Annotated in this window: 18 protein-coding genes and 1 pseudogene; 5 read left to right on the forward strand and 14 right to left on the reverse strand. The window is 73.0% G+C overall.

The genetic code is table 11. From position 1 onward, the window contains the following. Positions 1-63: 63 nt before the first annotated feature. The 3 genes from BKA18_RS33745 to BKA18_RS33755 form a co-directional block, all read right to left on the reverse strand. A complete protein-coding gene (locus BKA18_RS33745) occupies positions 64-1,758 on the reverse strand; it encodes a DUF885 domain-containing protein (protein ID WP_366047273.1) in 1,695 nt (564 codons plus the stop codon). Positions 1,759-1,903: 145 nt separating this feature from the next. Beyond that, positions 1,904-3,301: a GNAT family N-acetyltransferase gene (locus BKA18_RS33750; RefSeq protein WP_366047274.1), complete on the reverse strand. Its 1,398-nt coding sequence runs from the start codon at positions 3,299-3,301 to the stop codon at positions 1,904-1,906. Between the two features lie 84 nt (positions 3,302-3,385). Next, complete coding sequence (locus tag BKA18_RS33755) at positions 3,386-4,960, reverse strand: alkaline phosphatase D family protein (RefSeq protein WP_366047275.1); 1,575 nt, start codon at positions 4,958-4,960, stop codon at positions 3,386-3,388. 258 nt (positions 4,961-5,218) lie between these two features. On the opposite strand from BKA18_RS33755, the gene BKA18_RS33760 reads away from it, so the two are divergent. Then, complete coding sequence (locus tag BKA18_RS33760) at positions 5,219-5,623, forward strand: VOC family protein (protein ID WP_366047277.1); 405 nt, start codon at positions 5,219-5,221, stop codon at positions 5,621-5,623. An 87-nt stretch (positions 5,624-5,710) separates the two neighbouring features. Here the strand turns inward: BKA18_RS33760 and BKA18_RS33765 are convergent, their stop codons facing one another. Further along, positions 5,711-6,541, reverse strand: a complete 831-nt coding sequence (locus BKA18_RS33765) for an alpha/beta fold hydrolase (RefSeq protein ID WP_366047278.1) — start codon at positions 6,539-6,541, stop codon at positions 5,711-5,713. 364 nt (positions 6,542-6,905) lie between these two features. Between BKA18_RS33765 and BKA18_RS33770 the strand changes: the two genes are divergently transcribed. Further along, positions 6,906-7,652, forward strand: a complete 747-nt coding sequence (locus BKA18_RS33770; RefSeq protein ID WP_366047279.1) for a GntR family transcriptional regulator — start codon at positions 6,906-6,908, stop codon at positions 7,650-7,652. Between the two features lie 18 nt (positions 7,653-7,670). Here BKA18_RS33770 and BKA18_RS33775 read toward each other — a convergent pair whose 3' ends face one another. After that, entirely contained in the window at positions 7,671-8,828 is a 1,158-nt protein-coding gene (locus BKA18_RS33775; protein ID WP_366047280.1) for an ROK family transcriptional regulator, read from the reverse strand. A gap of 180 nt (positions 8,829-9,008) precedes the next feature. On the opposite strand from BKA18_RS33775, the gene BKA18_RS33780 reads away from it, so the two are divergent. Next, positions 9,009-9,446 (forward strand): hypothetical protein, encoded by a 438-nt coding sequence (locus BKA18_RS33780; protein WP_366047281.1) that lies wholly within the window; start codon positions 9,009-9,011, stop codon positions 9,444-9,446. Positions 9,447-9,557: 111 nt separating this feature from the next. Here the strand turns inward: BKA18_RS33780 and BKA18_RS33785 are convergent, their stop codons facing one another. The 7 genes from BKA18_RS33785 to BKA18_RS33815 all read right to left on the reverse strand — a co-directional run bounded on the left by BKA18_RS33785 (position 9,558) and on the right by BKA18_RS33815 (position 17,202). After that, a complete protein-coding gene (locus BKA18_RS33785; protein ID WP_366047282.1) occupies positions 9,558-10,841 on the reverse strand; it encodes an MFS transporter in 1,284 nt (427 codons plus the stop codon). A 374-nt stretch (positions 10,842-11,215) separates the two neighbouring features. Beyond that, on the reverse strand, positions 11,216-11,773 hold the full coding sequence (gene mug, locus BKA18_RS33790; protein WP_366047283.1) for a G/U mismatch-specific DNA glycosylase: 558 nt from the start codon (positions 11,771-11,773) through the stop codon (positions 11,216-11,218). Positions 11,774-11,783: 10 nt separating this feature from the next. After that, positions 11,784-13,226, reverse strand: a complete 1,443-nt coding sequence (purB, locus tag BKA18_RS33795) for an adenylosuccinate lyase (RefSeq protein WP_366047319.1) — start codon at positions 13,224-13,226, stop codon at positions 11,784-11,786. A 103-nt stretch (positions 13,227-13,329) separates the two neighbouring features. Continuing rightward, positions 13,330-14,100 (reverse strand): SGNH/GDSL hydrolase family protein, encoded by a 771-nt coding sequence (locus BKA18_RS33800; protein ID WP_366047284.1) that lies wholly within the window; start codon positions 14,098-14,100, stop codon positions 13,330-13,332. 93 nt (positions 14,101-14,193) lie between these two features. Beyond that, positions 14,194-15,213 carry a hemolysin family protein gene (locus BKA18_RS33805; RefSeq protein ID WP_093487592.1) on the reverse strand — a complete coding sequence of 340 codons (1,020 nt, stop codon included), beginning with the start codon at positions 15,211-15,213 and terminating at the stop codon, positions 14,194-14,196. Further along, positions 15,210-16,553 carry a hemolysin family protein gene (locus BKA18_RS33810; RefSeq protein WP_366047285.1) on the reverse strand — a complete coding sequence of 448 codons (1,344 nt, stop codon included), beginning with the start codon at positions 16,551-16,553 and terminating at the stop codon, positions 15,210-15,212. Before BKA18_RS33810 ends, BKA18_RS33805 begins: the two co-directional genes overlap by 4 nt. A gap of 223 nt (positions 16,554-16,776) precedes the next feature. Continuing rightward, positions 16,777-17,202 carry a GNAT family N-acetyltransferase gene (locus BKA18_RS33815; protein ID WP_366047286.1) on the reverse strand — a complete coding sequence of 142 codons (426 nt, stop codon included), beginning with the start codon at positions 17,200-17,202 and terminating at the stop codon, positions 16,777-16,779. Between the two features lie 162 nt (positions 17,203-17,364). Here BKA18_RS33815 and BKA18_RS33820 point away from each other — a divergent pair, with 162 nt between their 5' ends. Next, on the forward strand, positions 17,365-17,637 hold the full coding sequence (locus BKA18_RS33820; RefSeq protein ID WP_006601621.1) for a toxin-antitoxin system HicB family antitoxin: 273 nt from the start codon (positions 17,365-17,367) through the stop codon (positions 17,635-17,637). Then, positions 17,634-18,005: a hypothetical protein gene (locus BKA18_RS33825; protein ID WP_006601620.1), complete on the forward strand. Its 372-nt coding sequence runs from the start codon at positions 17,634-17,636 to the stop codon at positions 18,003-18,005. Before BKA18_RS33820 ends, BKA18_RS33825 begins: the two co-directional genes overlap by 4 nt. Positions 18,006-18,055: 50 nt before the next feature. Here BKA18_RS33825 and BKA18_RS33830 read toward each other — a convergent pair whose 3' ends face one another. Continuing rightward, positions 18,056-18,727 (reverse strand): class I SAM-dependent methyltransferase, encoded by a 672-nt coding sequence (locus BKA18_RS33830; RefSeq protein WP_366047287.1) that lies wholly within the window; start codon positions 18,725-18,727, stop codon positions 18,056-18,058. Between the two features lie 178 nt (positions 18,728-18,905). Beyond that, positions 18,906-19,616: pseudogene (gene bioD, locus BKA18_RS33835) on the reverse strand (dethiobiotin synthase); the annotation flags it as partial. Positions 19,617-19,742 lie beyond the last annotated feature (126 nt).

Consider the following 19,742-nt stretch of genomic DNA (forward strand, 5'->3'; position numbering starts at 1 on the left):
GGACGGCGGCGGGCCGATCGGCACACCGGGCGTCCCGGCCGGCCGCCGTGTCCGGGGCCGGCGTCAGAGCGCCGACAGCTCGCTGCGCAGGTCGTCCAGCCCCAGGGAGCCCTGGGACAGCGCGGCCATGTGCCAGGCCTTGAGGTCGAAGTCCGCGCCGTGCCGGGCGCGGGCCGCCTCGCGGCCCTCCAGCCACACCCGCTCGCCGAGCTTGTAGCCGATCGCCTGGCCGGCCATGCCCTGATAGCGGATGATCTCGCTCTCGACGAAGTCGGCCGGCCGGCTGCAGTGGCTCGCCAGGAACTCGTGCGCCAGCTGCGGGGTCCAGCGCTCGCCGGGGTGGAAGGGGGAGTCCGCCGGGATCTCCAGTTCCAGATGCATCCCGATGTCGATGATGACCCGGATGGCCCGCATCATCTGTGCGTCCAGATAGCCCAGGCGCCGTTCGGCGTTGGTCAGGAAGCCCAGCTCGTCCATGAGCCGCTCGGCGTACAGCGCCCAGCCCTCGGCATTGGCGCTGACGATGCCCACGGTCGTCTGGTACCGCGAGAGCCGGTCGGCGACATGGACCCACTGCGCCAGCTGGAGGTGATGGCCGGGCACCCCCTCGTGGTACCAGGTGGAGACCAGGTCGTACGCCGGGAAGCGGGTCTCGCCCATCGGCGGCAGCCAGGTGCGGCCGGGGCGGGAGAAGTCCAGCGACGGCGGGGTGTAGTACGGGGCGGCGGCGCTGCCGGCCGGCGCGATCCGCGACTCCACCCGGCGTACGCGTTCGGCGAGTTCGAAGTGGGTGCCGTCGAGCGCGTCGATGGCCTCGTCCATCAGCGACTGGAGCCACTGCCGGGTCTCCTCGACGCCCTCGATGGCCTCGCCGTGCTCATCGCACCAGGCCAGCGCCTCCCACGGGGTCTTCGCACCGGGCAGCACCCGCTCGGCCTCGGTCTCCATCTCGGCCAGCAGCCGGTGGAATTCGGACCAGCCGTACGCATACGCCTCGTCCGCGTCGACGTCGGCGCCGTTGTAGTAGCGGGCGAGCCGACCGTAGCGCTCCCGGCCCACCACGTCCGGCGCGCCCTCAATGGCCGGAAGGTAGCTGTCCCGGAACCACTCGCGCAGCTCCACCAGCGCGCCGGTCGCCAGCTCGGCGGCCTCGGCCAGCTCGTCGCGCAGCGACGTCGGACCCGGGTCGGTGAACTCGGCGAACCAGCTGCGGTCCGTGCCGATCCACTCGTCCAACTGGCCGATGACCGTGGTGACCTGAAGCGGTCCGGCCGGCAGACCGCGCTTGCGGCCGGCGTCCAGGGCGGCGCGGTAGCCCTCCAGCGCGGCCGGCACGGCCCGCAACCGCTGCGCGATCGCCCCCCAGTCCTCGTCGGTCTCGGTGGGGGTGACCGTGAAGACCTCACGGACGCTGTGCAGCGGCGAGCTGAGGTTGCTGACGGTGCGCAGGCCCTCGCCGGCTTCGTGGACCGCCAGCTGGGCGGTCAGCCGCTCGCGCAGCAGCCGCGCGCAGACCTGCTCGGCGGGGAGCTCCGCGCCCGGCCGGGCCTCGGCCTCGGTGAGCTTCTCCAGCGTCGTACGGGCGAGCTGGGCCAGCGCCTCCTGGCCCGTCGGCGAAAAATCGGGGAGTCTGCCGGAGCTCTCGGGGATCCCGAGGAAGGTGCCGGTGATCGGGTCCAGGTCCACGAAGGCGTCGACATACGCGTCGGCGACCTGGCGGGGCAGCGGGCCGCCCTGGGAGGTAGTGGTGTGGGGCATACGGGCCATCCTCGTACGGATGGCCCGCCGCGTCACCATCAATCGGCCAATGGCTCATGCCGATGATGACGCCGTGGCCGGCCGGGGGTCGCTGCTCCCGGCCGGCTCACGCGTGTCCACGGCGTCGGCGCCGCGGGTGTCGTGCTCAGCGGCGACCCGTGGCGTCCTGGATCCGTACGGTCTCGCGGGACTCGCGCCGGGCGGGCAGGCCCGCCGGCCGGGCGGTGATCACCAGCGTGCCTTCCTCGATCTGGTAGTCGAGGGGCAGCCCGAGGCCGCGCATCGCCGCCACCATGCCGGTGTTGGAGGCCTGGGTGATCGCGTACACGCTCTCGCAGCCGGTCTCGGCCGCCATCCCCGCCAGCCGGCGCAGGAGTTCGGCGCCGATGCCGCGCTGCTGCCAGGCGTCCTCGACCAGCAGGGCGATCTCGGTCTCGTCGCCGTCCCACAGCAGATGGCCGAGCGCCACCAGCCGGCCGGACGCGGTCTCCACGGCCAGGGTGCGGCCGAACCGCGGGCTGAGCAGATGGCCGAGGTAGCGGTCCGCGTCGCCGACCGGGCCGTGGTAGCGCAGGCCGAGGGTCTGCGGAGAGCAGCGGTCGTGCATCTCGCGGGCCGCGGCCAGGTCGGAGGTGTCGGCGCGGCGGATGGTGATCTCGTTGCCCTCGGGCAGCGTCAGCACATCACGCCGCGGCGGCACCCGCTGGCCGAGCCTGGCGTCCAGGTCGACCAGCGCGCGCACCCGGGCGAACTCGGTGGGGGTGAACGGCAACTGCGGCCTTTCGATGGTGAGCGAGCCCCCGGAGGGGTCGCGGAACTTCATGCGGTGTTCCTCCAGCACGCCCTCGGTGGGCACCTGCTCGGCGAGCGGCCGGCCGCGCAGCGAGCGCGCGGGCACCGAATGGATCGTGCAGCGGCCCAGCAACTGGCGCAGCGCCAGCGGGAGTTCGGCGGAATCCAGCGCCGTACGGGTCGCCATGCCCAGCATGCGGGTCGGGCCGTCGACGAGGTCGTGGGCGTCGGCCCGCTCCAGCCAGCTGTGCGCACCGCCCGCGCCGGCCACCGTACGGGTCAGCTCATCGGGCTGCAGCGAACCGGGCGCGCGCAGCAGGAACTCGTCGACCGTGCCGTCGGACAGCGGGTGGGTCTGCAGGCTGAGGATGTCCACCCGCTGCCCGGCCAGCGCCGTGCACAGGGCGGCCAGGCTGCCCGGCTCGTCCCGGACCGTGGTCCGCATCCGCCACAGCGTCGTCTCCTGGCCGGCGGCACGGGCGGCCGGGCCGGCGGGGGAGGGCGCCGTGGCGCCGGTATCGGTCGGCGGCGGGGCGTTTTCGTGGCGTCGTGACCACCACACGTGGAAGACGGCCGTGGCCAGCAGTGCCACCGCGGAGGAGCACAGCAGCACGGGGCCCGACGGGCCGTGCGCGACGGTGTTGGCGACGGCGTCGGCCACCGCCACGGCGGTGAACATGGCGGCTAGCTCGACGAGGTCCCGCCGCCAGTGCGGGCGGCGGGCGGAACGGGCAGAGGATGCTTCAGTCATACAGACAAGCCTGGCGGACAGGTGTTGCCTGATCACCAACACATTGTGTCCGACGGGTAAAAGACGCAATCGACACATTGGCCTTTACTGTCCCACCCGTCCCGGTTGGAGTGTCTTGCTGAACAACATCCGGCCGCCTTCCTGTCGCAACCGCACCGTCAGCTCCCCGCTTCCGCCGTCGATATCGATCTCGCCGAAGTTCTGCGGACTCTCCGCAGGGGAGGTGTTGGCACGGTCCGGCGCCTTGAGGAACGGCTGCTCGGGCCCGAAGGTTCCGTCGAGCTTCACCGGCTGGAATCCGCCCGCGTTCAGCGGCCCCGACACGAACTCCCAGAAGGGCTCGAAGTCCTTGAACGCGGCCCGCTCCGGCGCGTAGTGCTGCGCCGAGGTGTAGTGGACGTCCGTGGTGAGCCAGAGGGTGCCGGTGATCCGGTCGTGCTTGATGTGCCGCAGCAGCTCGGCGAGCTGGAGCTCGCGTCCCAGCGGTGCGCCCGGGTCGCCCTGTGCCACCGCCTCGAAGTTGGTCTTGCCGTCCGGGACGACCAGGCCCAGCGGCATGTCGGAGGCGATCACCTTCCACACCGCCTGCGAGCGGGAGAGCTCCCGCTTGAGCCAGCGCAGCTGCGCGGCCCCCAGGATGCCCTGCGTGTCGTCGGTCTGCCGGCCCGGCGAATTGGCGTCCCGGTAGCGGCGCATGTCCAGGACGAAAACGTCGAGCAGCGGGCCGTGGTGCACCACCCGGTAGACCCGGCCGTGCCCGTCGGGCCGCAGCGTACGGATCGGGAAATACTCGCTGAAGGCGCGCAGCGACCGTGCGGAGAGCACGTCCGCGTCCTTCTCCGTGTACCGGTCGTCGTCGAGCAGCTGCCCCGGGTACCAGTTGTTGTGCACCTCGTGGTCGTCCCACTGCGTGATCGTCGGCACCTGCGCATTGAAGCGGCGCAGATTGTCGTCCAGCAGGTTGTAGCGGAAGGCGCCGCGGAACTCCGCGAGCGTCTCGGCGACCTTCGCCTTCTCCTCGGTCGTCACGTTCCGCCAGATCCGGCCGTCCGGCAGGGTCACCTTGTCGGTGATCGGGTTGTCCGCGTAGATGTTGTCGCCGCTGCACAGGAAGAAGTCCGGGTTCCGGCGCCGCATGTCCTCGTAGATGCGGTAGCCGCCGTGGTCGGGGTTGATGCCCCAGCCCTGGCCGGCGAGGTCGCCCGACCAGTGGAAGCGGACGTCCGTGTGCCGGCCTTCCGGGGCCGTACGGAAGGTTCCGGCCACCGGCTCGCCGGTGCGCCGGGGATCGTCCGGGTCGGCGAGCAGCACCCGGTAGTGGATCTGCTCGCCGGCCGGCAGGCCGTGCAGCGAGGTGACGCCGGTGAAGTCCGTGCCCGCCCCGAGCACCGGACCGGTCCAGGACCGGGCGTTGCGGAACGACTCGGTCGCCGCGGTCTGCACCACCATCCGGGCCGGCCGGTCGGACCGCACCCAGACGAGTCCCGAGGACGTGGTCACATCGCCGACCTGGACGCCCCACCCGGCGCCCGGCCGTCCGCTGCGGGCCTGCGCCGGTGCGGCACACGAGAGCGTGGGCAGCGCCAGCGCGGCCGAACCCACCGCCGCGCCCCGCAGCAGCGACCGCCGTCCGAAGCCGCCGCCGGATTCCTGCGCCATACCGAACCTCCATGCCTCGACCGGTTTTCCCTGCCGCCCCGTTCGTATCGCTGTCCGGTGCCCCGTTGTCGAACGGACGGTGAACAGCGGCCCGTTCCCGGTGCGGTGCCCGTTCGCCCGAACGGGTCCCGGGCCCTTGGTCCCACCGGACCCGGGCCATGGTCGCAAGACCATCGGCCGATCGCCAGGATGCCACCACGGCCCATACGTTCCTGCTACGCGCCGCCGCCCGGCGGCCCCGAGAAAGGTGACCCCCGTATGCCCGCCGACGGCTCCGCCCACGTTCGCATCGCCCGCCCGTCCCGCGACCTGGCCGCGGCCGAACGCTTCTGGAAGCAGGGCCTGGGCCTGACCGAGCTCTTCCGGCACACATCCGAGGCGGGCGAGCACGCCCTGCTGATGCTCGGCTGGCCGGACGCCCACTGGCACCTGGAGCTGACCCTCGACCCGTCCGGCACGCTCCAGCCGTCCCCGACGGCGGACGACCTGCTGGTGGTCTATCTGGGCGAAGCGGTGCCGGCCGAGCTCGTCGCCCGGCTGGAGCGCAGCGGGGGCAAGCGGGTCGCCGCCTACAACCCCTACTGGGACGAGTGGGGCGTCACCCTGGAGGACCCGGACGGATACCGGCTGGTGCTGTCGTCGCGGGACTGGTCCAACTCATAGCCATGTCAGGGTGGTCAGCCCCGTCCCGCGTGCGGCGCTGCGTCTCACCATGGCGCCCCTCCGCCTTCGACCGGCCGTCGCCCTCCCCTACCGAACGGTGTCGAGGACGACCCGTGCCACCAGCGCCGGATCGTCGTTCATCGGCACATGTCCGCAGCCCGGCAGCCGTACCAGCCGGGCGCCCGGAATCGTGTGCTTGGCGCGCACGCCCTGGCGGGGGAGCAGCAGCCGGTCCCGGCTGCCCCAGCCGATCGTCACCGGGACGTCCGGCACGTCGTCGGTGAACCGCACTCCCCGGCCGGCCGCCAGGGTCGCGGCGAATCCGGCCGCGTCGCGCAGCGCCCGGGTCTCCGCCACCACGGCATCGGCCGAACGGCGGCCCGGGTGGGCGTAGATGGTGCCGGTCAGCGACGCACGGCCGAGGGCGGACCGGGCCAGCGTCTCCACCATCGGCTCCGGCAGCGCCTGTGCGCCCGCATACATGCCGCGCAGCACACCGAAGGCGTAACGCCGCTCGGCCCTGGTCCAAAATCCCGCGGGCGACAGCGCGGTGACCGACCGGACGGCCCGCCGGCGGCCCAACTCCAGTGCCAGCAGCCCGCCCAGCGAGTTCCCGACCACGTGCGGGCGGTCGGCGCCGAGCTCCGTGAACGCCGCGGTGAGCAGCGGGAGGACCGTGTCCAGGTCGTACGTGGCGTCACCCGGCAGCGCGGGGGAGGCGCCGAAGCCCGGCAGATCGAGCGAGATGACCTCGTGGGACGCGGCCAGGATGTCCGACACCGGGTGCCAGGCCTGGAGGTGGTGACCGATGCCGTGCAGCAGCACGATCGGTTCGCCCGCGCCCTTGCGTTCGTACGCGACCGTGAACGACGGCCGGTCCGCGGGCGTGATGCGGGCGAAGGAGACCGGGGCGGCCATGGGAACTCCTCGGGGGGTGCGGTACGTGCGGTGTTGCGGGGTGTGCACTGACACGATGCCAGCTGAGGCTACTGAGCGGTATGGGGCAGTCGGGGCGAGTAACGGGAGAGCGCACCGCTCGGGGAGGTGTGCCGTAATCCCGCTGAACCGCGCGGAATCGGGGGCGCAGGAACCGGACGGTGCGGGGGGATTGGTCTTGACCAAGGGTGGGGGCGGTCATATCGTCGGGATACTGCAACAACCTTTCATAAAGAAGCGCTCATCAACGGGCACGCAGACGGGCCGGCCTCGCCGGCCGTGTGTGCGGGCCCGGGGGCCATGGGGGCACTACCCCACGGGGTGACGGCCGGTGTGGAGGACAACGGTGGGGACCAGGCAACTCGAAACGGTGCCGGAGCCGAAGTACTGGCACCTCAAGACCGTGCTGAGCGAGGCGCTGGACTCGGAGTTCGCGGTCGGCGAGATTCTGCCCAACGAGCGGGATCTGGCGGCCCGGTTCGGTGTCGCACGGGCCACCCTGCGGCAGGCCCTCGAACAGTTGGAGCTGGAAGGCAGACTGCAGCGCCGCCGCGGTGTGGGCACCACGGTCGCACCGCCACGGGTCGGCGTCCCCGTCGGCCCCGCCCGTCACACCTGGCCCGGCGTCGCCGATGACGACTGGCAGCCGGTCGATGCCGTCGAGACCGACCACGTGCCCGCCGCGGTGGCCAATCTGCTGGAGACGGCCCCCGGCGACCGGGTGCACCTCGTGCGCCGCAGCCGGGTCACGCACGGCCAGCCCGTCGCCACCGAGCTGCTGTACGTCCCGGCCTCCGTGGTCCCCGGCTGTACGGCGGCCGTCTCACCGGGCGCCCAGGCCCGTGCCCGTACGGTCCTGCGCGAGCTGCAGACCCTGGAGCTGGAGGGCCGCGACCGCACCGTCGAACTCGGTTCGGCGCGTGCGGAGGACGCCAAGCAGCTGGACCGGCTGCCGGGCGCGCCCGTCCTGGTGGTCACCACCCGCTATGTCTCCGCAGGGCGCACGACGGCCGTTGCGGTCGCCACCTACCGGGCGGACACCTGCCGGCTGACCTTCGGGGAGAGCGACCCGGTCAGCCTGTTGGCGGGTTGAGCCGCTGGGCGGCCAGGATCATCGCCGGCGGCTCGTCACCGCTCCCTCCACCGCGAAGAGTTCGCCCTCCACATGGTCGAGCGCGAGCCGCAGCGCCCCGGTGGTGATGGCCGTCTCGCCCAGCTGTGACAGGACGACCTGCGGCGGGCGCAGGCAGTAGCGCGCCAACTCCCCGCGCAGCGGCTCCAGTACGCCGTCCAGCCCCGCTGCCCAGCCGCCGATCACCACCAGCTCCGGGTCGAGCGCCAGCACCAGGGCCGCGACGTCGTGCACCAGCCGCGCCAGGAAGCGGTCCACCGCTTCCCGGGCCCGCGGCGCGCCCTCCCGCGCCGCCGCGAAGACCGCCGCGACCTGTGCCTCGTCGAGGGGGTGCAGCGGCTCTCCGGTCGTCGACAGCAGCTTCTCCGGTGTTGCCTCGCGGCCGAGCAGATGCAGCGCGCCGATTTCTCCGGCGGCCCCGCCGAAGCCACGGTGCAGCCGTCCGCCGATCAGCGAACCGGCTCCCGGGCTGAGCCCCGCCAGCACGAAAACGATGTCATCGGAGCCGGTCGCCGCGCCCTGCCAGTGCTCGGCCACCGCGGCGGCGTTCGCATCGTTCTCGACCAGCACCGGGCAGCGGAAGGACCTCCGCAGCCGCTCACCGAGCCGCAGACCCGTCCAGCCCGGCAGGGCGGTGCTCAGGCGTACGGTGCCGTCCGCCTCCACGATGCCGGGGCCGGCCACGCCGACGGCGCGCAGCGCACTGCGGGGCACGCCCGAGCGGCGCAGCAGCTCGGCCACTACGGCACGGACCCGCTCCAGCCGCTCCTCGGCCGGTGCGGTCTCCGCCACGGGCCGTTGCGCGCCGTCCAGCACCCGCCCGCTCAGATCGGACAGCAGTGCCGCGATGCGGTGCGGGCCGATCTCGATCCCCAGCAGATGACCGGCCTCCGTACGGAACCGGAACCGCCGGGCGGGCCGTCCCTGCCGGCGCGCACCCTCCCCGGCGGCCGCCTCGGCCACCAAACCGGCTTCGACGAGTCCCTCGACGACGCCCTCGACCGTGGGCCGGGACAGGCCCGTGACCTGGACCAGATCGGTGAGCGTGGGGGAGTCCGCGGCCCGCAGCGCATGCAGCACCACTGTGGAGTTGATCCGTCGCAGCAGGGACGGATCCCCGCCGGTGAGCCGCCCCACGTCCATCTCCCTCGCTTGCCGTGTGGCGGATCGTAGCCGGTCAGAGGGTGCGCGGCGAGCCCTGAGAGAGGCGCGGCCGGCGGCCGGGGAGAGGGGCCACGGACCCGCACGCGGCGCCTCCCGCATCCCGTGCCCGCACCGGGTGGGTCAATTGTCAGACCCGGCAGGTTTACTGACGGCATGACCATGGACGAGCAGCTGACCGCCATCGACCGACTGCGGCTGCGGGCGTTCCCGGCCGAGCCGCTCCGGTCCGGCTCGGTCGAGAGCGGCCCGGGCTTTCACATAGCCGGTCTACGGGCCAGCCAGGATTTCTGGGACGCGGACCCCGCCGAGGTGGCGGAGGCCGAGGAGGAGTTCGAGGACGATCTGACGGCGCTGGTGCAGGCGCTGTCCTTACGGTGGGGCCCGCCCGAAGTCCTGGACCTCACCCCGCATTTGGAGCGCCTCGCGCAGGGCCTCCCGGTCCGTCCGCCACTGGACACGCTCTGCGGTTACGTCCCGCGGGTGCATGGCTGGCGGGTGGCGGGCCGGTGGATAGGTGTAGGAGTGGGGCAGGGCGAGCGCGAACTCCCCTTCCAGCTGCTGGTGGCGGTGGGGGAGGAGCGGGTGGCGTAGGTGGGGTGCAGGGGTGCAGGGGTGCGTCCGACGGGTGCCGACCGGCGCGTCACCCGCCGGGTCGGCTCACGCCGGGTCGGCTCACGCCGGGTCGGCTCACCCCGGGCCGGCTCACGCCGGAGCGGCGCGACGCAGCAGGCGGGCGCTGAAGGCCGCGGCGAGGGCGAGGCCGAGGGCCGCCGCCAGGACGGCGGTGCGGTCGCCCCAGGCGGTCCAGGCGGCGCCGAAGGCGAGCGAGCAGACGAAGCGCGCGGCCGTCTGGCCGGTCTGCACCAGGGCCAGACCGCTGCCGCGGACCTCCTCCGGCACCGTGTCGGCGGTCGCGGCCGCCAGCACTCCGTCGGTAGCCGCGTAGAAGGCACCGTGCAGCACGAGCACGGCACAGACCAGCAGCGGGCCGCCGGTGAGCGGCGCGACGAGCAGACCGTAGGCGCCCAGCAGTGCCAGATGCCCGGCCAGGAAGAGCCTCCGGCGGCCGAGCCGGTCGGCGATCGCCCCCAGGGGAACGGCCAGCAGCAGGAACGCCGCCGCCGTGCCCAGCGGGAGCAGCGGAAACCACCCCGCCGGCAGATCCAGCCGCCGTTGGAGCGTCAGATAGAGGAAGGAGTCGCTGATGGTGGTCAGTCCCAGCAGCACCGCACACCCCGTCAGCCGGCGTACCTCCGGCCGTCCCAGGAGCGCGCGCACCGGCATCGGCGGCTGAGCCGGGGCCCGTTCGGCGGTCCGCCGAGCGGCGTCCCGGGCGCGGCCCGGGACGAAGAGCAGGAGCACGACCACGCCCAGTACGGCGATGCAGAAGCTGACCGTGAACACCGCGTCATAGCCCTCCGCGGCCGCCCTCAGCAGCAGGAACGCCACCAGCGGACCACACAGTGCACCCGCTGTGTCCATCGCCCGGTGCACCCCGAACGCCCGCCCGCGGGCGGCAGGTTCGGCCGCCAGCGAGATCATCGCGTCCCGTGGCGCGGTCCGCAGCCCCTTGCCGGTGCGGTCCACCGCCAGCACCGCACCGATCCACGGCAGCGAGTGCACCATCAGCAACAACGGCTTGCAGAGGGCGGAGAGCCCGTACCCCACCGCGGCCACGGTCTTGTGACCACCGCCCGCGCCCCGGTCCGACAACCGGCCGCCCACCAGCCGGACCAGCGCGCTCACCCCGTTGTAGACCCCGTCCAGCACACCGAAACCCAAGGGGGAGAGCCCGAGTTCGGCAACCAGGTAGAGCGGGAGAACGGCCGTGATCATCTCCGAGGAGACATCGGTGATCAGGCTCACGGCGCCCAGGACGAGCACGGTGGAGGGCAGGGCGGCCAGGCGGCGCCGGCCAGGAGCGGGCCGCTGGTCATCCGGCGGAGTGGTGGCAGCGGCAGCCGACGGCCGCTCGGTGAGATACACGTCAGCTTGCCCGGATGCCGAGGCCGAGGCCGGCGGTGGCGAGGCCGAACGCCCCGGCGAGCGCACCGGCACCGTGTCGGCGCGAGCGGCGGATGCGGCGGATGCGGGGGTTAAGGGGGAAGGGGGCGGAGGCTGGGGACGAGGGGCAACTGGGGGCAGCCGAGGGGGACGGAGCAGGCACGGGAGCCTCCGTACGGGAGGGGAGGGGGTGCGCGGGCGGCGACAGCGTAGAACCGTCACCGCGGCATGTACACGGCTATCGGATGACGCGGTGCGGAACAGCGGCCGAGCGGGCGGTGCCGCCGGCACGGGGGGCATCGCTGTCCGCGCACCCGGCGCCCCAAAACCCTCGGCCCGGCGCCGCGCCCGGTGTTTCAGCCGTCGTCGTCCGCCGCGAACGCCGCGGCGCGCAGCCGTCCGAACTCCTCCGCCAGCGCCGTCGGCGTCCAATGGGCGTTCAGCCCGCTCGGGTTGGGCAGCGCCCAGATGCGGGTGTCGCCCAGCGTGCGCTGCTGCGGCCCGATCGCGGCCCGCTTGTCGTCGAACGCGAGGCGATAGGCGGTGACCCCGGCGACCGCGAGCCAGCGGGGCCGCAGCCGGGCCACCTTCGCGGCCAGCAGCCGGCCGCCCTCGCGGTACTCCTCCGCGCTCAGTTCGTCCGCCCTGGCGGTCGCCCGGGCCACGACATTGGTGATGCCCAGGCCGTGCGCGAGCAGTTCCTCCTGCTCGTCGGGCCGCAGTCGGCGCGGGGTGAAGCCGGCGGCGTGCAGGGCGGGCCAGAAGCGGTTGCCGGGGCGGGCGAAGTGGTGGCCGGTGGCCGCCGTCATCAGCCCGGGGTTGATCCCGCAGAAGAGCACGCGCAAGCCGCTCGCGGCCACGTCCGGGACGAGGCGGTCGCGAGCGGCTTCCAGCTCTTCGGGGGTGAAGCGCACGGCAGTCGCGTCAGAGGATGGAGCCGGGGGTGTACGCGGCGGCCTCCGGGTGCTGCTTGGCGATCTCCTCGATCCGGGCGACGACGGACGTCACCTGGTCGGCCGCGGCGCCGGTGAAGGAGAGCTTGTCCGCCATCAGGGCGTCCAACTGGGCCTTGTCCAGCGGGATCCGAGTGTCCGCGGCCAGCTTGTCGAGCAGCTCGTTGCGCTCGACGCCCTGCTCCCGCATGGCCAGCGCCGACGCGACCGCGTTCTCCTTGATCGCCTCGTGCGCCTCCTCGCGGCCCACACCGGCCCGCACGGACGCCATCAGCACCTTCGTCGTGGCGAGGAAGGGCAGATAGCGGTCCAGCTCGCGGGCGACGACGGCGGGGAAGGCCCCGAACTCGTCGAGCACGGTCAGGAAGGTCTCCAGCAGACCGTCGAGCGCGAAGAAAGAGTCCGGCAGCGCGACCCGGCGCACCACGGAGCAGGACACATCGCCCTCGTTCCACTGGTCGCCGGAGAGCTCACCGGCCATCGAGGCATAGCCGCGCAGGATCACCATCAGGCCGTTGACGCGCTCGCAGGAGCGGGTGTTCATCTTGTGCGGCATCGCCGAGGAGCCGACCTGGCCGGGCTTGAAGCCCTCGGTCACCAGCTCGTGCCCGGCCATCAGCCGGATCGTCTTGGCGAGCGACGAGGGGGCGGCGGCCAGCTGCACCAGCGCGGTGACCACGTCGTAGTCCAGCGAGCGCGGGTAGACCTGGCCGACGGAGGTGAAGGCCTGCCCGAAGCCGAGGTGTGCGGCGATCCGCTGCTCCAGGTCGGCGAGCTTCGCCGCTCCTTCAGGGCCCCCGCCCAGCAGGTCGAGCATGTCCTGGGCGGTGCCGACCGGGCCCTTGATGCCGCGCAGCGGGTAGCGGGAGAGCAGGTCGGTCAGCCGGCCGTACGCCACCAGCAGTTCGTCCGCCGCGGTCGCGAAGCGCTTGCCGAGCGTCGTGGACTGGGCGGCGACATTGTGCGAGCGGCCGGCCATCACCAGCTCGGCGTGCTGCCCGGCCAGCGAGGCCAGGCGCGCCAGCACGGCGACCGTACGGTCCCGCATCAGCTCCAGCGACAGCCGTACCTGGAGCTGCTCGACGTTCTCGGTCAGGTCCCGGGAGGTCATGCCCTTGTGGACCTGCTCATGGCCGGCGAGGGCGTTGAACTCCTCGATGCGCGCCTTGACGTCGTGCCGGGTGACCTTTTCGCGTTCGGCGATGGAGGCCAGGTCGACGGTCTCCAGGACGCGCTCGTAGTCGGCGAGCGCCTGCTCGGGGACCTCCACCCCCAGGTCCTTCTGCGCACGCAGCACGGCGAGCCACAGCTTCCGCTCCAGCTTGACCTTGTACTCGGGGGACCACAGCACGGCCAGCTCCGCGGAGGCGTAGCGGCCGGCCAGGACATTGGGGATGCGAGGCTTCGCAGACACAGCAGTCACGTGGTCAGAGTCTACTGGCGGTTTACGCAGGTCGGCGCCCCGGTCCCGGCTGTGCTTTCCTCCAAGCCGACGGGCGGGTGCCGGCCGGGGCGATTCAGCCCTCGTACGGCAACAGCTCGGGCCGCTTGGCCGGCCGGCCGTCGCCCGAGGACCGGCCGGTGACCCGCCGGCCTATCCACGGCACCAGATGCTCCCGCGCGAACCGCAGATCCGCCGCGCGCCGGGCGCCCCAGCCCGGCGGTGCGGCGGCCGGCAGGGGGGCGTCCCAGTCCGCCCCGGCCGGCAGCCCGATCGCCTGCCACACGGCCTCCGCCACCCGGCGGTGCCCCTCGGCGTTCAGATGCAGCCGGTCGTCGGCCCACAGCCGCGGATCGGACAGCGCCCGTGAGGCATACAGGTCCACGACCACCGCGCCGTGCCGCGCGGCCACCTCGTCGAGGTGCGCGAACAACTGCTCCATGCGCGGCCGGAAGCGCTCCAGTACGGGTCCCTGTCGGCCCGGGCTGCGCATCAGCACCAGTTGTCCGCCGCCCCTCGCCAGCAGTGCCGCGGCCTCCTCGAACCGCGCGCAGACCTGTGCCACCTCGCAGCGCGGCCGCAGGACGTCATTGAGTCCGCCCACCAGCGTCACCAGGTCGGCGCCCATGGCGGCGGCCGGCCCGCACTGCTCGTCGGCGATCTGCCCGATGAGCTTGCCGCGCACCGCGAGATTGGCGTAGCGGAAGCCGGGTGAGGAGGCCGCCAGCCGGGCGGCGAGCAGATCGGCCCAGCCGCGGTACGAGCCGTCCGGCAGGCCGTCCGACATGCCTTCGGTGAAGCTGTCGCCGACCGCGACGAAACTGGTGTAACGGGCATTCATCTCCATGGTGCGGTGATCCTACCGCCCGCCATACCGGGCGGTATGGCCCGGTCCCCGGGGGTGGTCCGGCGCCCGCGGTGTATGAGACGCCCCCTCCCGTCAGGCCGCGGGCCGTTGCAGCACCAGCTCCCGGAGCACGTCCTCCATCGTCACCAGCCCGGCCAGCCGCCCCTCGTCGCCGATCACCGCGGCCAGATGCGTACGTGATCCGCGCATCGCCGTCAGCACGTCGTCCAGCGGCGTCGCCGCCTTGACGCGGGCGATCGGGCGCAGCGCCGACACCGGGAAGGGCAGCCGCCGGGGGGTGGCGTCCAGGGCGTCCTTGACGTGCAGATAGCCGAGGATGCGGCGGGTGTCGTCGACGACGGGGAAGCGGGAGAAGCCGGAATCGGCGGCCAGTTGCTCCAGCTCCTCGGGGGTGATCCCCATCCGCGCGGAGACGACCTTGTCGGCCGGCAGCACCACGTCCCGCACCGGGCGGCGGCCCAGCTCCAACGCGTCCCGCAGCCGCTCCTGCGCCCGCTCGTCGAGCAGGCCGGCGGCCCGGGAGTCCTCGACCATCTTCGCGAGCTGGGCGTGCGAGAACGTCGCGGCCACCTCGTCCCTGGTCTCCACCCGCAACAGCGCGAGCAGACCGTTGGCGAGCGCGTTGATCGCAAAGATGGCCGGGCGCAGCGCCCGGGTGAGCGCGACCAGCGGCGGCCCCAGCAGCAGCGCACTGCGCACCGGTTCGGCCAGGGCGACGTTCTTCGGCACCATCTCGCCGAAGAGCATGTGCAGATAGGTGGCAAGCGACAGCGCGATCACGAACGCGATCGGCTGGTTCAGCGCGGACGGGAGCCCGACCGCGTGGAACACCGGCTCCAGGAGGTGGGCGATGGCCGGCTCGGCGACCACACCCAGCACCAGCGTGCACAGGGTGATGCCCAGCTGGGCGGCCGCCATCAGGGCCGAGACGTGCTGCAGACCCCACAGCACGCTGGCCGCCCGGCGGTCCCCGCGCTCGGCGAACGGCTGGATCTGGCTGCGGCGCACCGAGATCAGCGCGAACTCGGCGCCCACGAAGAAGGCGTTGACGACCAGCGTCAGCAGGCCCACGAACAACTGCAGCGCGGTCATCGGCCGGCCTCCGTCCCGCGCTCGTCGGTGCTGCCGGGCAGCGGGGCGTGCAGCAGCACCCGTGCGGCGCGATGGCCGGTGGCGTCGAGCACATCCATCGACCAGCCGGCCACCTCCAGGCGGTCACCGGCCACGGGTATCCGGCCCAGCTCACTGGCGATCAGACCGGCGAGGGTCTCGTACGGTCCCTCCGGTAGCCACAGGCCGATCCGCTCCAGCTGGTCGGTGCGGGCGGCGCCGTCGGCCTGGTAGAGCGGGCGGCCCTCGGCGTCGGCACCGGCCGGCGCCAGATCGGGCGTCTCCATCGGATCGTGCTCGTCGCGGACCTCGCCGACGACCTCCTCGACGATGTCCTCCAGCGTCACCACGCCGGCCGTGCCGCCGTACTCGTCGATGACCACGGCCATCGTGCGCTTGCCGGAGAGCCGGTCGAGCAGCCGGTCCACGGTCAGTGTCGTGGGGACGAGCAGCGGCTCGCGCACCAGCTCGGAGACCGGATGGCGGGGGCGGCGTTCGGCCGCGATGGTCAGCACGTCCTTGATGTGCGCCACCCCGACGACGCTGTCCAGGCTGCCGCGGTAGACCGGGAAGCGGGACAGCCCGCTCGCCCGGGTCGCGTTGGCCACGTCCTCCGCGGTGGACTGCACGTCCAGCGCCATCACCTGCACCCGCGGGGTCATGACGTTCTCCGCGGTCAGCTCGGCGAGATTGAGGGTACGGACGAACAGCTCGGCGGTGTCGGCCTCCAGCGCGCCCTCCTTGGCGGAGTGCCGGGCCAGCGCCACCAACTCCTGCGGGCCGCGCGCCGAGGCCAGCTCCTCTGCGGGCTCCAGGCCCATCCTGCGGACCGTGCGGTTCGCGGCGTTGTTGAGGTGCCGGATCAGCGGCCGGAACAGGGCGCTGAAGCCGCGCTGAGCGGTGGCGACCCGCTTCGCGATGGGCAGTGGGCTGGAGATGGCCCAGTTCTTCGGGACCAGCTCGCCGACGACCATCAGGACGACCGTGGAGATCGCCGTGCCGAGGACCAGGGCCAGCGAGTCCGCCGCCGAGCGCGGCAGGCCCATCGCGTCCAGCGGTCCGGCCAGCAAGGTGGCGATGGCCTGTTTGGACAGCATGCCGATGACCAGGCCGGTGACGGTGATACCGAGCTGGGCCCCGGAGAGCTGGAAGGTGAGGCTGCGGGCGGCCTTCAGGGCACTGTCCGCGCCCCGCTCGCCGCGCTCGACGGCGCGTTCGAGGTCGCTGCGCTCGACGGTCGTCAGTGAGAACTCCGCCGCGACGAAGACTCCGCAGGCCAGGGTCAGGAGGAGCGCCACGCCCAGAGAGAGCAGGTCGGTCATCGAGTCACCTCCGTCCCATGATCGAGCAGGATCGGGAGGTTCGCGCTATGTCGGGAGGTAGCTCGACAACTGGGAGGTTCGCCCATGGCTGGACGCTCACACACCTTTCGCCGGGGTCGGTGAGCCTCCATGGTAAAGGATCAGCAAAGTCGTGAGGGAGGGGGGAGCCCGCCCGGGTGCGGGCCCCCGGGTGCGGGCCCTCCTCGTGCGTCGGCGGGTGCGTTCAGTCGTCGAGGTGCTTGACCCAGCGGCTCCACTGCGGCTCGGGGGCGTACCCCGCCGCGTGCCAGGCGTGGTGTGCCGACTCGTTGCGGTCCAGCACCATCGCGTCACCGCGCCGCCCGCCCAGCGCGCGGAACCGCTCCTCGGCGGCCGCCAGCAGCGTGCCGCCGATCCCCTGCCTACGGCACCCGGGGTGCACGGCCAGCCGGTAGAGATGGCAGCGCCAGCCGTCGAAGCCGGCGATCACCGTGCCCACCAGGACGCCGTCCCGTTCGGCCAGCAGGAGCGACTCGGGGTCGCGGGCCACCAACCGCGCCACCCCGTCGCTGTCATCGCTGATGCTGGTCCCCTCCGCGGCGTCCTTCCAGAAGGCCAGTACGGCATCGAGATCGGCCGGTGTCCCGGCCCGGACCTGAAGATGATTCATGGTCGGATCCCATCACTGGGGGGAGCGCGGCGTCGAAGCGTTTTCCTGGCGCGGGGCGCCGCGGACCGGTGTGCTGCACCGCGGCCGGCCCCCGATTTCCGCCCCGGCCCGCCGCCGCACCCCTCCTTGCCGCTGCTAGCACCTGCGCGCTAGCTTGGAGGGGTGGCGAAGACACAGCTGAACGTCCGGGTGGACGAGGCCACTGCCGAAGCGGCGCGGGAGCGCGCTCTGCAGCGGGGGGTGAGCATGAACCGCTACATCGAGGAACTCGTCCTGAAGGACGCCGGCGAGATCGGCCAGACCTTCGTGGAAGCAGCCTCCGACTTCATGAAGCAGTACGAGCGTGTCTTCGCCGAGGAATTCGGCCGGGAACCACGCGAGGCGCCGGACGCCACGCCCCCCGTCCCGCGCGAAGGACTGCCGGGCACGACGTGACACTGCGTATCGACCTCGCCTGGCTCCTACTGATCGCCGAACAGCACACCCCCGGAGACCCTCAGGTCACCGACTGGGGCGCCCTGGTGGCCGCCGTCAGCCGCCATGAAGCCGAGATATTCGGTGTGCCCGTCTACACCGACCCCCAGGACCGTGCCGCGGCGCTGCTCCAACTCCTGCTCCGCGTACCGGCGTTGGAGGGCTCGAATGCGATGTTCGCGACCGCTGTCGCGTACGGCTATCTCGTCGCCAGCGGCCTGAAGATCGCCACCTCCCCGGAGCAGGTCCGCGACCTCGCCCGCCTCGTCAAGGACGGTACGGCCGACGTCTGCGCCATCGCGGACGCGCTGCGCACCTGGACCGTCTGACCGGCACCGTCCGACGGCCCTGGCCGCTGACGCCCTGGCCACGCGGCCGCTCAGTCGGCGGGCCGCCTCGCCAGGCCCAGCACCGCCGGCGAGGTCGGCAGCGTGGGCCCGCGCTCCGGCACCTTCAGCCGACGCACCCGCACCACCTCGAACCCGGCGGCCCGGACCTCGCCGAGCGGGTCCCGACCGGTGTGGCAGCCGCCCATCAGCAGCGGCCAGACCGTCCGGTCCAGCGACCACTGCACTGCTGCCAGCCCTCGCCCCGCGGCCCGTCCGTGCTCGAAGAACCGCAGCTCACCGCCCGGACGCAACACCCGCCGCAGCTCTGCCAGCGCCCGTGGCACCTCGTGCACCGAACACAGCACCAGCGACGCCACCGCCGTATCGAACGCCTCGCTCTTGACCGGCAGCGCCTCCGCCACCCCCGGCACCAGATCCACCGGCACCTCCGCACGCGCCGCCGCCGACCGGGCCACCTCGCGCAGCGTGGGCTCCGGCTCGATCGCCACCACCTCCGAGACCGTCGCCGGATAGTGCGCAAAGTTCAGCCCGGTGCCGGCGCCGACCTCGATGACCCGGCCGGTGGCGCCCGCCAGCAGTTCCTTGCGGAGCGTGGCCACCCCCGCCCGCGCGTCCGCGGCCGGACCACAGCAGCTCGCGTAGAAGCGGGCGAACACCGGGTGGTGCACGGTGCCGTGCGGAACTCTCCTGCGCTGCCACATGACGGACCCCTTCGCCGGCGATGCCCGCTCCTGCCGTCAGTCTCCCCAAACGGGCGGACAAGGAGTCCCCGGGAGTCACCCGGTCCGCGGTGCGCACATCCGTACGGGCCGAGGGCGCCGTGCCCCGCCGGGCAGTTCTTCCCGCTCCGCGGCTGTCACGAGGGGATCGGGGCGGCCGTCACGAGGGGATCCGGAACGCGTCCGATCCGCCGAGCGCCGGGGCCAGCCAGCCGGGAGCCGCGGCGCGGAAGGCGTCCGGGGCGAGGGCGCCGGAGTGCTCCGGGATCAGGCCGAGGAGCGGGGCGCCGGCGGCGTCCGGGAGGTCCGTCAGATTGCAGCGGGCCGCCAGGTCGGGTGTGGCCGGCCAGCTGCCGATGACGACGCCGGGGGAGTCGAGACCGTACGAGCGCAGCGCCAAAGCGGTCAGCGCGGTGGCGTTGAGGGTGCCCAGGCCCGCCTGGGCGACCACCAGCACCGGAGCCTTCGCCAGCCGCGCGGCGTCGGCGAGGGTATGGCCGTCCGCGTCGAAGCGGACGAGCAGCCCGCCCGCGCCCTCGACCAGCACCAGGTCGTGCGAGGCCGCCAGCTTCGCGGCGGCCTCGGCGATGTCCTGGGGGAGCACCGGCGGCAGACCGGCCCGCAGTGCGGCCGTCGCGGGCGCCAACGGGTCCGGAAAGCGGGCGAGTTCCAGGGTGGTGACCGGGCCGGCCAGTCGCTCGACCTCCGCCGCATCGCCCGTCTCGTGTGCCGTGACACCGGTCTGGGCCGGTTTGAGCACGGCCACCGAACGACCCCGGGCGAGCGCCGCCGCGGCGATCGCGGCGGTGGTCACGGTCTTGCCGATCTCCGTGCCGGTACCCGTCACGAACAGCACTGACATGGTGTGCCTCCGACTCCGCGCGGACCGTCCCCAGGGGAGGACCGCGAATGGTTCCTGGTGAAGAGTGTCGAGGTGCGCCGCGACGGCGGTGGCGTGCCGGCGGTGGACGGACGGTGGCCGGCTGGACGCCCCGGT

Origin of the sequence: Streptomyces auratus, from assembly GCF_050433025.1 — a bacterium.
GTDB classification, from domain to species: Bacteria; Actinomycetota; Actinomycetes; order Streptomycetales; family Streptomycetaceae; genus Streptomyces; species Streptomyces sioyaensis.

Excerpts from the sequence above, each read along its gene's own strand:
- BKA18_RS33745 (WP_366047273.1), bottom strand. The coding sequence starts at position 1,758 with ATGCCCCACACCACTACCTCCCAGGGCGGCCCGCTGCCCCGCCAGGTC.
- BKA18_RS33750 (WP_366047274.1), bottom strand. The coding sequence starts at position 3,301 with ATGACTGAAGCATCCTCTGCCCGTTCCGCCCGCCGCCCGCACTGGCGG.
- BKA18_RS33755 (WP_366047275.1), bottom strand. The coding sequence starts at position 4,960 with ATGGCGCAGGAATCCGGCGGCGGCTTCGGACGGCGGTCGCTGCTGCGG.
- BKA18_RS33760 (WP_366047277.1), top strand. The coding sequence starts at position 5,219 with ATGCCCGCCGACGGCTCCGCCCACGTTCGCATCGCCCGCCCGTCCCGC.
- BKA18_RS33765 (WP_366047278.1), bottom strand. The coding sequence starts at position 6,541 with ATGGCCGCCCCGGTCTCCTTCGCCCGCATCACGCCCGCGGACCGGCCG.
- BKA18_RS33780 (WP_366047281.1), top strand. The coding sequence starts at position 9,009 with ATGACCATGGACGAGCAGCTGACCGCCATCGACCGACTGCGGCTGCGG.
- BKA18_RS33800 (WP_366047284.1), bottom strand. The coding sequence starts at position 14,100 with ATGGAGATGAATGCCCGTTACACCAGTTTCGTCGCGGTCGGCGACAGC.
- BKA18_RS33805 (WP_093487592.1), bottom strand. The coding sequence starts at position 15,213 with ATGACCGCGCTGCAGTTGTTCGTGGGCCTGCTGACGCTGGTCGTCAAC.
- BKA18_RS33810 (WP_366047285.1), bottom strand. The coding sequence starts at position 16,553 with ATGACCGACCTGCTCTCTCTGGGCGTGGCGCTCCTCCTGACCCTGGCC.
- BKA18_RS33815 (WP_366047286.1), bottom strand. The coding sequence starts at position 17,202 with ATGAATCATCTTCAGGTCCGGGCCGGGACACCGGCCGATCTCGATGCC.
- BKA18_RS33830 (WP_366047287.1), bottom strand. The coding sequence starts at position 18,727 with ATGTGGCAGCGCAGGAGAGTTCCGCACGGCACCGTGCACCACCCGGTG.